This window comes from Domibacillus sp. PGB-M46, from assembly GCF_022668875.1.
GTDB lineage: Bacteria > Bacillota > Bacilli > Bacillales > Domibacillaceae > Domibacillus.
The window spans coordinates 245,329-258,674 of the sequence record NZ_JAKGCR010000002.1 but is presented as its reverse complement, the minus strand read 5'-3'; the positions used below and the strand labels follow the sequence as shown (position 1 = coordinate 258,674).

Annotated in this window: 18 protein-coding genes, 1 tRNA gene and 1 pseudogene; 13 read left to right on the top strand and 7 right to left on the bottom strand. The window is 44.0% G+C overall.

Annotation, left to right across the window (positions count from 1 at the left end; all coding sequences use genetic code 11):
* The first annotated feature begins 5 nt into the window (after nucleotides 1-5).
* The 3 genes from L2D08_RS03315 to L2D08_RS03305 all read left to right on the top strand — a co-directional run bounded on the left by L2D08_RS03315 (nucleotide 6) and on the right by L2D08_RS03305 (nucleotide 1,915).
* On the top strand, nucleotides 6-893 hold the full coding sequence (locus L2D08_RS03315) for a TIGR01777 family oxidoreductase (RefSeq protein WP_242232304.1): 888 nt from the start codon (nucleotides 6-8) through the stop codon (nucleotides 891-893).
* A 66-nt stretch (nucleotides 894-959) separates the two neighbouring features.
* Nucleotides 960-1,586, top strand: coding sequence for a TVP38/TMEM64 family protein (locus L2D08_RS03310; RefSeq protein ID WP_242232303.1), 627 nt, complete (start codon nucleotides 960-962; stop codon nucleotides 1,584-1,586).
* Nucleotides 1,587-1,765: 179 nt separating this feature from the next.
* Nucleotides 1,766-1,915, top strand: coding sequence for a hypothetical protein (locus L2D08_RS03305; protein WP_242232302.1), 150 nt, complete (start codon nucleotides 1,766-1,768; stop codon nucleotides 1,913-1,915).
* 35 nt (nucleotides 1,916-1,950) lie between these two features.
* Here L2D08_RS03305 and L2D08_RS03300 read toward each other — a convergent pair whose 3' ends face one another.
* Nucleotides 1,951-2,331, bottom strand: a complete 381-nt coding sequence (locus L2D08_RS03300) for a hypothetical protein (protein ID WP_242232301.1) — start codon at nucleotides 2,329-2,331, stop codon at nucleotides 1,951-1,953.
* Nucleotides 2,332-2,509: 178 nt separating this feature from the next.
* Here L2D08_RS03300 and L2D08_RS03295 point away from each other — a divergent pair, with 178 nt between their 5' ends.
* Nucleotides 2,510-3,205, top strand: a complete 696-nt coding sequence (locus L2D08_RS03295) for a hypothetical protein (RefSeq protein WP_242232300.1) — start codon at nucleotides 2,510-2,512, stop codon at nucleotides 3,203-3,205.
* A gap of 99 nt (nucleotides 3,206-3,304) precedes the next feature.
* Complete coding sequence (locus L2D08_RS03290; protein WP_242232299.1) at nucleotides 3,305-3,745, top strand: hypothetical protein; 441 nt, start codon at nucleotides 3,305-3,307, stop codon at nucleotides 3,743-3,745.
* A gap of 16 nt (nucleotides 3,746-3,761) precedes the next feature.
* Here L2D08_RS03290 and L2D08_RS03285 read toward each other — a convergent pair whose 3' ends face one another.
* The gene (locus L2D08_RS03285; protein ID WP_242232298.1) at nucleotides 3,762-4,481 is read right to left on the bottom strand and encodes a hypothetical protein; all 720 of its coding nucleotides are present in this window, start codon (nucleotides 4,479-4,481) and stop codon (nucleotides 3,762-3,764) included.
* A 234-nt stretch (nucleotides 4,482-4,715) separates the two neighbouring features.
* On the opposite strand from L2D08_RS03285, the gene L2D08_RS03280 reads away from it, so the two are divergent.
* From L2D08_RS03280 to L2D08_RS03265, 4 genes and pseudogenes are all read left to right on the top strand, one after another.
* Complete coding sequence (locus tag L2D08_RS03280) at nucleotides 4,716-5,147, top strand: MarR family winged helix-turn-helix transcriptional regulator (RefSeq protein ID WP_242232297.1); 432 nt, start codon at nucleotides 4,716-4,718, stop codon at nucleotides 5,145-5,147.
* A gap of 19 nt (nucleotides 5,148-5,166) precedes the next feature.
* Nucleotides 5,167-5,801: pseudogene (locus L2D08_RS03275) on the top strand (nitroreductase family protein).
* 20 nt (nucleotides 5,802-5,821) lie between these two features.
* Nucleotides 5,822-6,118 (top strand): putative quinol monooxygenase, encoded by a 297-nt coding sequence (locus L2D08_RS03270; protein ID WP_242232296.1) that lies wholly within the window; start codon nucleotides 5,822-5,824, stop codon nucleotides 6,116-6,118.
* 293 nt (nucleotides 6,119-6,411) lie between these two features.
* A complete protein-coding gene (locus L2D08_RS03265) occupies nucleotides 6,412-6,918 on the top strand; it encodes a GNAT family N-acetyltransferase (protein ID WP_242232463.1) in 507 nt (168 codons plus the stop codon).
* Nucleotides 6,919-7,080: 162 nt separating this feature from the next.
* Here L2D08_RS03265 and L2D08_RS03260 read toward each other — a convergent pair.
* Nucleotides 7,081-7,151: transfer RNA gene (locus L2D08_RS03260), tRNA-Cys, on the bottom strand.
* A gap of 342 nt (nucleotides 7,152-7,493) precedes the next feature.
* On the opposite strand from L2D08_RS03260, the gene trhO reads away from it, so the two are divergent.
* Nucleotides 7,494-8,438: an oxygen-dependent tRNA uridine(34) hydroxylase TrhO gene (trhO, locus tag L2D08_RS03255; RefSeq protein ID WP_242232295.1), complete on the top strand. Its 945-nt coding sequence runs from the start codon at nucleotides 7,494-7,496 to the stop codon at nucleotides 8,436-8,438.
* Nucleotides 8,439-8,690: 252 nt separating this feature from the next.
* Here the strand turns inward: trhO and L2D08_RS03250 are convergent, their stop codons facing one another.
* The 3 genes from L2D08_RS03250 to sspK are packed head-to-tail and all read right to left on the bottom strand — an operon-like array spanning nucleotide 8,691 to nucleotide 9,246.
* On the bottom strand, nucleotides 8,691-8,879 hold the full coding sequence (locus tag L2D08_RS03250) for an H-type small acid-soluble spore protein (protein WP_242232294.1): 189 nt from the start codon (nucleotides 8,877-8,879) through the stop codon (nucleotides 8,691-8,693).
* Between the two features lie 16 nt (nucleotides 8,880-8,895).
* Nucleotides 8,896-9,072, bottom strand: a complete 177-nt coding sequence (locus L2D08_RS03245; RefSeq protein WP_242232293.1) for a YfhD family protein — start codon at nucleotides 9,070-9,072, stop codon at nucleotides 8,896-8,898.
* Between the two features lie 18 nt (nucleotides 9,073-9,090).
* A complete protein-coding gene (gene sspK / locus L2D08_RS03240; RefSeq protein ID WP_242232292.1) occupies nucleotides 9,091-9,246 on the bottom strand; it encodes a small, acid-soluble spore protein K in 156 nt (51 codons plus the stop codon).
* 509 nt (nucleotides 9,247-9,755) lie between these two features.
* Here sspK and L2D08_RS03235 point away from each other — a divergent pair.
* Complete coding sequence (locus L2D08_RS03235; protein WP_242232291.1) at nucleotides 9,756-10,610, top strand: glycerophosphodiester phosphodiesterase; 855 nt, start codon at nucleotides 9,756-9,758, stop codon at nucleotides 10,608-10,610.
* Between the two features lie 181 nt (nucleotides 10,611-10,791).
* On the opposite strand, the gene L2D08_RS03230 is transcribed toward L2D08_RS03235, so the two are convergent.
* Nucleotides 10,792-11,535 carry a gamma-glutamyl-gamma-aminobutyrate hydrolase family protein gene (locus L2D08_RS03230; protein WP_242232290.1) on the bottom strand — a complete coding sequence of 248 codons (744 nt, stop codon included), beginning with the start codon at nucleotides 11,533-11,535 and terminating at the stop codon, nucleotides 10,792-10,794.
* A gap of 252 nt (nucleotides 11,536-11,787) precedes the next feature.
* On the opposite strand from L2D08_RS03230, the gene L2D08_RS03225 reads away from it, so the two are divergent.
* Both L2D08_RS03225 and L2D08_RS03220 read left to right on the top strand, forming a co-directional pair.
* Nucleotides 11,788-12,093: an iron-sulfur cluster assembly accessory protein gene (locus L2D08_RS03225; protein WP_242232289.1), complete on the top strand. Its 306-nt coding sequence runs from the start codon at nucleotides 11,788-11,790 to the stop codon at nucleotides 12,091-12,093.
* Between the two features lie 271 nt (nucleotides 12,094-12,364).
* The gene (locus tag L2D08_RS03220) at nucleotides 12,365-13,345 is read left to right on the top strand and encodes a BMP family ABC transporter substrate-binding protein (RefSeq protein WP_242232288.1); all 981 of its coding nucleotides are present in this window, start codon (nucleotides 12,365-12,367) and stop codon (nucleotides 13,343-13,345) included.
* Nucleotide 13,346 lies beyond the last annotated feature (1 nt).

Here is a 13,346-nt window from a genome sequence, read left to right as displayed (position 1 = left end):
TTAATATGAAAAAAGTTGTATTAGCAGGCGGAACGGGATTTATCGGCCGGTACATGGAGGAACGATGTAAAGAGCTTGGCTATACAGTACACATCATTTCTCGGCAGGAGCCCCACATTTCTTGGGAAAACAAGGATCGTATGATCGAAGCACTAGACGGGGCGGAGCTGCTTGTAAACTTAGCGGGAAAATCGGTCAACTGCCGGTATAATGAAACAAATAAACGAGCTATTATGCTTTCTAGGACAAATACGACGAAACGGCTTGGTGAAGCTGTGCAGGCATGTGAACATCCGCCGAAGATGTGGATTAATTCAAGCACAGCTACCATTTACCGGCATGCAGAAGACAGGCCAATGACGGAAGAAGCAGGAGAGGTTGGATCAGGATTTTCAGTTGATGTTGCCAGGGCCTGGGAAGAAGCGTTTTTTTCATTTGATCTGCCGAAAACGCGGCAAGCTGCCCTGCGCATCGCCATTGTGCTTGGACCAGGGGGCGGCGTTATGACGCCTTACCGGAACTTGGTGAAATATGGTCTTGGAGGTCCTCAAGGAAGCGGCCGGCAGCGGTTCAGCTGGATTCATCTCGAGGATCTGTTTGGTATTATCATGTTTTTAAATGAACGGCCTGAATTAAACGGAGTATTTAACTGCGCGGCCCCTAACCCTGTTCAAAATGATGAATTAATGGCAGCCCTGCGCAGAGCGGCAAATGTGGGCTTTGGCCTTCCTGCGCCCGAATGGCTGCTCGAGCTTGGCGCTAAAGTAATCCGGACAGAAACCGAGCTCGTGCTTAAAAGCCGATGGGTGCTTCCAGAGCGACTGGAGCGTGCAGGCTATACCTTTTTATTTCCAACATTAGACAAAGCCCTTCAATCTATTTTATCCTCTTAAACGAGCCTTACGCAGGCTATCTATGGTAAAATAAACACAGCAACGTGAGGAAAGAAGAGGTGCAGTATGATCAAAAGAATCGTCAGCATTGCCGTTCTGGCCGGCATTCTGCTGCTTGGTATTACACAAAAAGAAGGGCTGCTTGCTATTGTAAATGAAGGAGGCACCTATGCTGTTTTAGTCAGCATGCTGCTCGTGGCGATCTGTGTGTTTGTTCCAATCGTACCGTTTCCGGTGCTGGCCGGACTCATTGGCGGTATTTTCGGCACGGCAGAAGGCGTACTTGTTACACTCAGCGGTTCAATGATTGGGACGATGCTGTTTTTCTACATTGCCCGGTACGGTTTTAAAGAATGGGCACAGGCAAAACTTGACCGGTATCCACAGGTGAAAGACTATGAAGACAAGCTGCACAAAAATGCGTTTCTGGCGATTCTGCTTGTGCGCTTAGTGCCGGTTGTTCCATCTCCTGTTGTCAACATTGTCTGCGGATTAAGCCGTGTTAACGGATTTGTGTTTTTACTCGCTTCAGCGATTGGAAAGCTGCCGAATATTCTTCTGCTGTCATTTGCTGGTGCAAGCTTTGCGGAAAACAAATGGTTTTCGTTTGGGCTGTACGGCGTCTATGTGCTGATTATTATGGCTGTCAATTATGTAATTGTTTATAAACGAATGAACAAAGTGCCGGAATAATACCGGCGCTTTTTTATTTTAAAAAAAGAGGAAAAACAAAGAAAATGAAAGCAAGAGTTAGAAAAAGGGCGATGATGCACGCTTACATAGCCAATGTTTCCGTTTTCTTAGGGTTTTTCAATTTTGAGGGTGTGTAGGATAATAAAGGCAAGATACGAGCGATGAGGGGAGATAATAAAATGACTAAATATATGATCGATACAGCAATGGTATTAAAAGAAAAAGCAGGTTTTGGAAAATATGTACAGGCAATCGCTACAGCAGTAAACAGCTTCCGCCAGTCTATGGACCAATATGGAGAAGCAATCATTAAAGTAAAATCAAGATAATCTTTTTATATAAACAAAAAAGCCAATTCTCTTTTTTAATGAGAATTGGCTTTTTTCATGGAACGCCGTTTTAATTTCGCCGGCTGAACGCCTTTTTTGGAAGCCCTGTCCATAAAAAAGATACAGGTAAGGGAAAAGCCGATAAATGAATGTACCCAGAAAATACCCGAAAGCCCATTAATCCCGGCGGCAAGGAGGGTTACAATAAGCAAATAAAACGCGCCCAGGCACTGTACAATGGTTCGAAATCCAATCTTCTTTTGCGCTCTTGCCGTTTTAATTGCTGCAATGGAGCGGAACAGCTGCCAGAGAAACACAGCGATCGTTACAAAGAAGAAGCTATAAGAGACCACACGCACGATATTTTGTTCAGTGAGCCACTCCATGGACAGAACCAAGCGAATTGCCTCATTCATTTTTTTGCTCCTTTCTTTTTATGACAGGTAAAAATCAGCATGCCCGTCCAAAGGATATTTCAAACAACAGTACCCTATTTTTCCAATCATTCTTTCTGCACGGAGGGATCTTCCAGCCTGCATCGAATACTATAAAAGAGCAGCGAGACGAAGCCATTTACAAGGCAGGAGGGATTTGTTGAGACACTACGCTTTTTTGATTCTGTTAGCTGTTTTGCTTGCAGGCTGTCGTTCCGGTGATCCGGAAGAAGGCCAGGCAGATGCCATTGATTGGGTTGATTTTGTTAAATGGAATGGAGTGGAGTATCACGGCATTCATACCGGAATTTTGGCAGACAAAAATGCAGTTGGCGAAAAAGTTGGACAGGTCACCTTCACGGTAGCGGGCCATATTACCGAGCCATCCTATAAACCAAAGGACGGCGATGCCGCTTTTTATGGAAAAGGCACAGGGCTTTATACCGTTAAAGAACATCCGGGTCTGCTGGCTGTAAAGGACAAACAAGCGAAGAATGGATACAAGCTCTATTACTCAACAAAAGCGGGCGGCTATAGATGGCATTTTGATAATGTGCCGATTGAAAAGGTAATCCGGGCTGAAGTTTTCCCGGATGGCCAAAAACAGGGAAGGAGCATCTCCGGTTCAGATTTAAAGCATTTATTAAAACTGTTAACGACGAGCGAACCGGTTGATTCCTTTATACCAAACACGAAAGAAGAAGGTGTCTCGTATCATATCGTACTGTATACCGGCGAGGCGGTTGCGTATCAATACAGCGTACAGTATGATGGAATAACCTATTACTGGCATCCATGGGATACGGCGATTTTGGATGATGATATTAAGCCGTTTCTTGAAAGCTGGAAGGAGTAAAAAGGAGCGCTTGCCGCTCCTTTTTATTGTATCAAATTTTAAACTGCATGTAGCATAATAGTAAAAAATACATAGGATCCCCGAAGGAGAAATACGTATATGCGAAATCATTTTATCACTTATGTCAGTGAGGCCGCACCGTTCGCAGTCATCGGGCTCATTGGCTTTTTTCTTTGGAAAACAGGCAGGCTGAGAGTAAGGACTGTAACGAAAATCCGCTACGTGTATAAGCAGAGCTTTGAACACCTGCGGATTTCCTATAAAAGGTTTCATGGCGTTGATGAATATTCCTTCTACTTCAGCAAAGGGAGTACACTCACGCTTGCGTATAAAGTGAAGGTCGAAGAAGGAGAACTGCACCTCAAGTGGCGGGGGCGAACATCTCCTATCTGGAGCCGGACGTTTACAAAAGACGAAGAAGGCACTATTGTGTTTACCGCCGAGCATCGGCTGCATTCACTTATCGTTGAGGGCAATCAAACAAAAGGCGGGTGCCGTATTGACTTTGCTCACCAGCGTGAGAAAGCAGGCATACTGTAGCAGTCCGGCAGATGATTCAATTTTCCGAGATGGTTTCTGCTGTGAAAAGTGCTGGATTCCATCCTGTGTTCATCGCCTGAGTAGAGGCCCATAAATTTTCGAGCAGCCTGGCCATCATTTGTTTAGAAGGAACATGCCCGTATCGATGGTAATAAACAAAATACTGTAAATAAAGAGAAGCCGATGCGGGCAGGTGCACCTGCTCGAGGTAGAAGCGGTTTTCGGTAATGGTAGCGATCGAGTACGTTTCAAATCCAGACAGAAAGCGTGTCCGCTTGCCCTTATACAGGTTATCGATAAAGTGCAGGTTCCGAATAACTGCGGGATCATCTTCTCCGTCCGCATTGGCTATTCGCAGCTGCCGGTCTGACGGCACCTTCTCCAGCCCGTCGGCAAAAACCGTTGTATGAACAAACGCTTTGTCGAAGTCAGCCATCCTGGCGCTGAAGCCTGTTTCATTCATATAATCGACTAACTTTAATGTTGTTTGCTCGTCCATATAGGAAGGGCGGTGAACCTGACGTGCATATTTCACCTCGGTCAGCGATTCACATTCCCAGCGTACAGCAAGATACCATTGATGATAGTCATCTTTCATAAGTGTATAAGGAAAATCCTCGTGTCGATAGCTTGTAAACCGGTCCTGCTGGTCAAACATATATGGTTCTGGCGCAACAGCCTGGAAGCCCGGTAAAAAACCAGGGCGGTCAATCGGTACCATGATATCTATCCACATAAAAAACACTCCTTTTGGGACACTTTTTCCTATAAACGTCGTGTTCATTTTTTATCCAAATAGTGCCGGTTGAAAACATTCAGGGCCTGCTCATTTTTAATATAGCCGTTGTTTAATACCGTATCCGCTGTCAGGGCAAATAATTTGACGCACATATACACATCCTGTATATTAGTTGATGGATCAAAGGTTGACCCGTCAATGAATTGAGGAGACGGATAGGAGAAGGTGTTTTTGGCCAATTTATACGAGGAAGATGAGCGAATCATTTACCGCTTGCACGAAATCAACAAAGGGATTATGCCAAAGTTTGAACGATGTACAGGTGTAAGCCAGTCTCGCTTAGGGCTGCTGCATGTGTTGTTTGAAGTAGAAGAGATCAGCCAGACGGCTTTACAGAAAAGGATAAATATTGATCATGCGGCTGTAACGCGGCATCTTAAGCACCTGGAGGAGCGCGGCACTGTTGTGCGGCGCAAAAACCCGGCTGACAACCGCGTTACCTTTGTTCGCTTGACCGAAGAAGGGCGCAGCCGGATGGAAGGCTACTGCAGCGAAAAAAAGCGGTTTATTCAGCAGGTTCTGCAGAATGTGCCGGAAGCTGACCGTACTCATCTTGCTAACCTGCTTGCCCATATACAGCAAAACGTCGAAAACATAGAGTGAATATAAAGGGAAAACATCGATGAACCATATCAAAACAAATGATTTTCAGGAAATTGTAACCGGCCGCCGTTCGAGTCGGTATTATGATCCGTCGGTTAAAATTAGCCGTGAGGAAATAAAGAGATATGAGAAACAGCATCGCTTGCACCTTCTTCGGTGAACCTGCAGCCAGGGCGTTTCTTGTAATCGATACACGGGAAGGAAAAGAAATGCTTGCGCCGCTTGCCCGGTTCAACCAGTCCCAGGTCGAAACGTCTGCTGCTGTAATCGCCGTATTTGCTGATATGAACAGCAGTAACTATTTGGACGGAATTTATGACACAGCCGTTCAAAAAGGGTTTATGCCAGAAAATGTGAAAAATCAGCAGGTCAAATTAATCAAAGGTTTTTTTGAAGTTAGACAACACGGATCAGTTAAAGAAAATGAACTTGATCGATGCCGGGCTTGTGTCCATGCAGCTTATGCTTGCAGCCCGGGCACATGGGTATGATACAAATCCAACTGGCAGATTTGAGAAAGCTGAGATTGCCCAGACATTTGGCCTGGACAAGGACCGCTATTATCCAGTTATGCTTATTTCTGTTGGCAAAGCGGCAAATCAAGGCTATCAGTCGGTTCGGCAGCCTGTTGACCAAATTACAGAGTGGCAATAAGAAAAAAGGGGGATATAAAAATGATTATTATTCATGCACGCTTTCAAGTAAATCCAGCAAAAGAACAGGCATTTTTGGAGGAAATTCGTCCGCTTATTGAAGGATCAAGAGCGGAAGATGGAAACATTGCTTACGATTTAATGAAAGACACCGAGCAGGCGCATGCTTACACGATGGTAGAAGTATGGAAGGATGCAGATGCAGTGGCCTTCCATAACAAGAGCAGCCACTTTACGGCTTTCGTTGGTAAAGCGTCTGAATTTTTAACAGCGCCTTTGGATGTAAACAGCTATGAAGCGTCTCCTTTATCCAAATAAAGAATAGAAAAAACAGCCGGAATAATTTCGGCTGTTTTTTATTTTGCACCTAAAGTCCTGTGTTCAACAAAAAAGATTCCATCCCTCTTAATCCAATGGTAACATGTTTATAAAATCAGCGGCAGTTGTGTTTATTCGTAGGTATAAAGGGAGCGGCTACATAATTTCCCGACATTGTGCGGGAATCTGTTTAGTTTGTCAGCCCACAAACAAATTAAACAAAAAGTGCTGCTGCCAGCTGGTCGGCTTATAGATAAAATAATCAAAAAAGGAATGTGAAAAGGGTGGATCAGATGATTACGATTCGGCAGGCATTACCAAGTGAAAAAGCATCTATTCGTAAGCAAAGGATAAAATCTTATGAAGAGCATGCAAAAAAAATCCCTCCCGGGCATTGGGAGGCATTAAAAAGCGCTGTCTCATCTAAAGCAGATGAGCAAGAAGGCGTTGAACTGATTGTAGCGGTTAAAGAAGGGCAAGTGATCGGCAGTGTAGCTCTGTTTCCGGCAAAGTCAGACGCGTATACGGGGCTTGTTGATATGCTGGATTACCCGGAGATCCGAATGCTGGCGGTTGATCCGCAGGCCCGAAATAAAGGGGCAGCCAAAGCGCTCATCAATGAATGTATCCGGCGGACAAAAGAAAGCGGTCTTCCTTATATCGGCCTTCATACAGCTGATTTTATGGAAGCAGCTGTGCGCCTTTATGAGCGTTTGGGCTTTGAGCGCATGCCTCAGTTTGATTTTGAACCAGCTAACGACGGAATTATTGTCAAAGCATACCGGCTTTCTGTCACATAAATGCATGTAGCTGTCCGTACAGAAACAGGCAGTGAATGGTTAGCCGGCAGGAAAAGAAAACAGAGGCAAAAGGTTCTTTTCCTTTTTGCAAAGGATGTCCGCATCTGCATAAGAAAAGGCCGGATCCACATACTAACTGTGGACCCGGTCTTTTCTTTTGAAAGGTAGTACTCGGAATTGAACCGGGAATGAAGGTTTTGCAAATCTTTGCCTTACCGCTTGGCTATACCACCATATTTTTCTTGAAGATTGATAAAAAAATCCGTTAATTCCTGTACATTTTGCTATATTTATGTAATTATTTTCTTTTAAAATTTTTATCTGTTTTTTTTAGTTGCGCATATTCTATTCATCTATTTGATCTCTTATTCCTATGAAAAAGAAAAAGTTTTATGAAATGGATACAAGGAAGTGAAAGGTCATTGAGCTGATAAACAGCTTGAGGCAGTGGAGGACAAAGAATGAAAAAGTGGATAAAACTCCTCTCCTGCACCCAGTGCATCAAATCCCCATAATGCGGATAAACATGATATGATACCAAAAGAAAAAAGAAGTAAATAGGTGGAGGAAAAAAGATGTACAGAGTATTGCTTTATTATCAATATGTACCAATAGATGATCCAGAAACGTTTGCGAAGGAACATAAGCAGTTTTGCGAGGGGCTTGAACTGAAAGGGCGTATTTTGGTTGCCAAAGAAGGCATTAACGGCACTGTATCCGGAACAGTCGAGCAAACGGAGCGATATATGGAGGCGATGCATGCGGATCCGCGTTTTAAAGACATGGTCTTTAAAATCGATGAAGCAGAAGAACATGCTTTTGCAAAATTAAAAGTGCGTCCGCGTCCTGAATTGGTGACGCTTCGCCTTGAAGATGACGTAAACCCGCTTGAGCTGACCGGTAAATATGCAGAGCCAAAAGAATTTTTGGCGGCGATGAAAGAAGAAAATACGGTAATTCTTGATGCGCGTAATACGTATGAGCATGAACTTGGCCATTTCAAAGGCGCCATCCGACCGGATGTAGAAACATTCCGCGAACTGCCGCAATGGATCCGGGATCACCGGGAAGAACTTGAAGGAAAGAAAATTCTTACGTACTGTACGGGCGGCATCCGCTGCGAGAAGTTTTCAGGTTTCCTCAAAAAAGAGGGCTTTGAAGATGTTGTCCAGCTGCACGGCGGTATTGTGTCTTACGGAAAAGATCCGGAAGTACGTGGCGAGAATTGGGAAGGGCAATGCTTTGTGTTTGACGACCGCCTCAGTGTGCCGATCAACCGCGTAAACCCGAATGTAGTAGGCAAAGATTACTTTACCGGTGAACCGTGCGAACGGTATGTCAGCTGTGCCAATCCGGAATGCAACAAAAAGATTTTGGCATCCGAAGAGTCCGAACACCGCTTCCTGCGTAGCTGTTCAGACGAATGCCGGACACATCCGCGCAACCGGTACATCGCTGAGCACGGACTAACAGCAGAAGAAGTAGAAGAGCGTCTTGAAGCATTAAAGCAGACGATGTAAATTGGATAGACATATAAGGAAGAAGCCCCCTGTTTTTTTAAAAACAGGGGGCTTTTCTCGTTCCTTTGAAGTGAAAACCGATTTGTTCCTACAGCAGGAAAAGGTTATGACAAGGAAAAGGGCGGAAGTGCCCAGCTGGCCCGGCTTAAAAAATTTCATCAGCCGGCTGAAACAGCGAGTGTGTTGAAAAATGTGAATAAAAGCTCCAAAAGAGAGGGCTGTTTCCTTTTAATGGGAAACAGCTCTCTCTCATTAGTGTGTGACTTCTTTTAAGTCTTCAATCCCAACTTGTGTCCGTTCTTCGCCAGGACCACGCAGGTGAACAGTCGCTGTATTTGTGTCTTCGTGTACTTCGTCAATCCAAACAGACACGCCGTTAAATTCAACATCAATATCAACGGATGAATTGGAAACGATTTGTTTAGCGCGCTGTAGTTCCATGCTGCCACCTCCCGTTTTATGATTTTTCGGAATGGCCGGCTTTGCCGAGCCGTTTGTTTCGTAAGCGGGTGATTTCCGCCAGCTCGCGGGCATATTCCTCATTCACGCTGTCAGCCGGTATTTTTAAATTTTTTGGTGTTTGTGAAAGACCTCGGTCACCATGGCTGCCTGTTTTATGCTCGTCTCTTCCCATTGGTATAATCTCCTTCCGCTATTCTGATCGATGCGAGGAAGCATTCATTCTTTCCTGTGGATGGGTATTAATGGAGCCGTCAGCCCGTTTAGAGGCGTAAACCGCTTTAGCCCGTGCTTTTCCGGCTTCACCTTTCATAGTTGTTATTGGAAAATCTTTTGCTTTATTTCTCATTTCCATCCCTCCCAAGTGAATGAACTTTGCGTGTCCGCTGATATAGTATGGGGAGTTGGACGAAAATTATCAGGCCGTTTTAAATGAAAATGATGGCTCGTATGAGTCAGGCAATTGAGGAGATACTGTAAGTAAAACGTTTTCGCCGCATACAGAGAAGCCGGCTGGCGAAGACAAGTGATTGAATATGAAAGAACAGTTTAGCTTATCCTTGTTCTTGATTTTTAACCATAGTGTGCCCGTTTTATGTCAAAAGCCGCTTTATGTTTTGGTTATTCACAGAACCGCTTCAGCTTATAGAGGGGCTCTTAATCCAAACAAAGATACCTCTCCGCTTTGATCCCTTTGGCTCATTTAATTGCCTCATTCATACTTCTCTTCTAGGTAAATCTGCTTTAATTGTTAAAAATTAACCTTATCTTCTAATAAACTTCATTTTAAATTAAAAGAGAATTAATAATATACTGATAGAGTTTAAAACGATAGAAAAACAGAATGGAGCTGAAAAAATGAAGAAAAAATGGATGGCTGCAGCTTTGACGCTTTTAGTGGGAGCAAGCATTGTCTCAGGCACGGGCGGGGCTATGGCAAAAGAAAAACAAAAAGACATTATCAACGTAGCGCACCGGGGTGCTTCCGGGTACGCACCTGAACACACTCTTGTATCCTATGAAATGGGGGAAAAATTAAAAGGCGACTATATTGAAATTGACCTGCAAATGACAAAAGACGGCCAGCTCATTGCAATGCATGATGAAACGGTCGACCGTACGACAAACGGAACAGGGCTTGTAAAAGACTTTACACTAAACCAAATTAAAGAACTCGATGCAGGAAGCTGGTTTAATGAAACCTACCCACAGTATGCAAAAGCATCGTATGAAGGATTAACAGTGCCAACGCTTGAAGAGGTTTTTCAAAAGTTTGGAAAAAATGAATTCTATTACATTGAAACGAAATCTCCTGAAGTGTATCCAGGCATGGAGAAAGAATTGCTTCGCCTTGTAGAAAAATACGGAATTGACAAAGATAAGCTTCTTGTTCAATCCTTTAGCGCGGAAAGTCTTGAGAAAATGCATGAGCTTGACCCTTCCGTTAAGCTTGTTCAATTGCTCTGGTATACAGCCGACGCTGTGATTACAGATGAAGAAATTGAAGAGATCAAAGACTATGCCATCGGCGTTGGCCCGAACTATACGTTTATTGACAAACACTATGTGCAAAAGGTAACGGCGAGCGGACTCGAAATTCACCCGTATACAGTGAATGATAAAGAAACAATGAAAACATTGATTGACTGGGGTGTAACTGGAATCTTCACTAACTTTCCAGGCTTACTTCACGAAGTGAAAAAAGGGAAATAAGGTAAAGGCAGCCGTTTGAGAGATGGCCGGTGAAAGAACAAACCGGCTTTAATCAAAAAATTTCAAGGATCAGACAAAGGATACAGTTAAAACAAGAAAAGCGCCCGGATGAAAAAGTCCGGGCGTTTTTTAAACCAAGCCTGTAGTGCCTGCTGCAGGGCACAAAGCATTTAAAAGGCTATTATGCACCTCGTTCATTATCTTTATTGCCATGGGCGGCAGCACAAATAAAAGAAGAAAAAAGACGGTTCATCTCCGTGCTCCCTGGCACCATCGATTCAGGGTGCCACTGTACCCCGATTACAAAAACATCTCCGTCCATCTCTACCGCTTCAATTAAGTGATCCGGACTGTGGCCGACAACTGAGAGTCCTTTTCCTAAGGCGTCGATAGCCTGATGATGAAGACTATTAACGTTTACTTTATCTGCTTCCATCATTTTGGCTAATTGTGAATGGGGAACGAGAGTAACCTCGTGAATGGAAAGAGAGCGGTGATACGTTTGTGCATGTTGAATGTGGCTGCTCACCTGGCTTGGAACATCCTGCCAGAGTGTGCCGCCGAGTGCGACATTTAATACCTGCAGACCACGGCAAATGGCCAAAATCGGCTTCTTCTTCTTTAAAAGCAAAGCTGTCAGCTCGAGCTCAAATTCATCGCGCTCTGCAAACACTGAACCCATTTTTGCATGAGGAGCCTGGCCGTAGTACATCGGATCCACATCTTCCCCGCCGCTTAAAATAAAACCATCACACAGATCAAGATAGTAAGGAATAGTGTTTGGGGGGACAGACGGCAGAATAACGGGGATACCTCCGGCTTTCAGTACAGCACGATGGTAATCATGATGAACGTAAACTCCTTCTGAATTTAACGTTTGGCGGACATATGAACTGGTGATGCCGATAATAGGCGCTTTCTTCACGTGAATCCTCCTTTGGCCATTTAGCTGGGGTGTTTTCATGGAAGCTGCCGCATTACGAAAACTGTATGCTTATTTTTTGCAAGAGGGTACAAAGGGTTGTTGATTTAGTTTATTCAGCACCCGGCTTCCTTGTGAGCGGCAGTGAAGCTGGTTGTTAAAATAAAGGAAATAAGAAGAAAGCAGAACTTTAGCATTCTCCGCTGTGAAGCGTTACACTGGAAGAAGTCCTTACAGTGGAAGGAGAAAAAGAAAATGAGATGCAAGGTCAACCAAAAAGCTGCAAAAGCATTGAAAAAAATGCTTGATACACCTGAAGCGGAAGGAAAAATGATTCGTGTTGCAGTCACGGAACATCACGGTAATCACGCGCATTATGCAATTACGCTCGATACGCCAAAAGAGCATGATGTAGTCGTTCACACTGATAAAGATATTGATATTATCCTCGACAGCCGTGAAGAGTTTCTTGATGGAATTTTCGTTCAGTACTTCTATGTACCGCAGGAAGGGTTTGTTGTAACGAACTCATCAAAAGGCGGGCACCACCATCACCATTAACAAAAAGGCGCCGCATGGTGTTTAAGAGTGTAGACAACGTAAGAAAGCAGGCGTTTGTCAACAGCCTGAAAGCGCCATTACGGCGTTTTTTTTATTTTGCCGGGTTCGTTCTATCCTTTCATTGAAAATTAATCACGATAAAGCTTAAAAAAATAATCGATAAAGCGGTTCCACAAAGAAAAAATGTCGATTTTTACAGATTCATCATTTACTATCAAAGTAGAAATAATACTTTTCGATAAATAAACCGGTTAGAAGGTGTTTAGTACTTATGGTCGAACGGGGAAGGCTCATTTTAGCGGCAGCTTTGACTGCAGCTGTCGCGATCCTGGTTATGGTTAGTTTAAAAGCAGAAGAGATTGTACAGAAGGAAACAGCTGTCCAAACAGAAAAAAAGGTGAAAGTTTATATTTTAACAGCTGATGCCATAGAAGACCAAAGCTGGAGCAGCCTTGCTTACAAAGGGATGCTTCAAGTAGAAGATGAGTTTCCAGTAGAGGCGAAGCTGGTGAGTGAGATACGGTCCGAGGCGCAAATGAGGAAAATTATTGACCAGGCCGTTAAAAGCGGGGCAAAAGTCATTATTGGCCACGGACGTGAGTACAGCCTGCCTTTTGATAAAGCTGCCGCCGATTATCCGGACGTGCAGTTTGCAAATTTAAATGGTGAGTCAAAAGAAAAGAACCATACTGCTTATATGTACAAGCAGAATTCGGTTAATGTTGAGCGAATCGCCGCTCTGGCCGCTGCTATGAAAACAAAAACGGGTAAAATAGGCCTTATCGATCCGGTAGAAGACCGGCTGTTTCATCCTGGATTTGAAAAGGGGCTTAAAAAAGCGGCTCCACAGGCGGAGTTTTACTATAAGGTCGTGGGTGATTGGGAAGATGGGACAAAAGCCGTTCAAATAGCCAAAGAAATGATTGACGATGGAGTGGACGTTCTTTACTCTAGAGGGAATGAGTTTAACCGGGCAGTCATTGATTATGCAATGAAGCGGGGAGTTTACGTAATCGGCTATATGGATGATCAGTCTTACATGGGAAAAGAGGTTGTCTTAACCAGTGTGGTGAACGATATACCACAAGTTTACAAGGCCATCATGGATGATTATTTCAGCCGGGAAGGGATGCCCGGCGGGATTGCCATGTTAACCAATGAGGACGGTGTGTATTCCCTTGCGCCGCTTGGCCCCATGTATACAGAAAAAGAAAAGCAGCGGATTCAAGAGGAAACGGATAAGTTGAACTGAT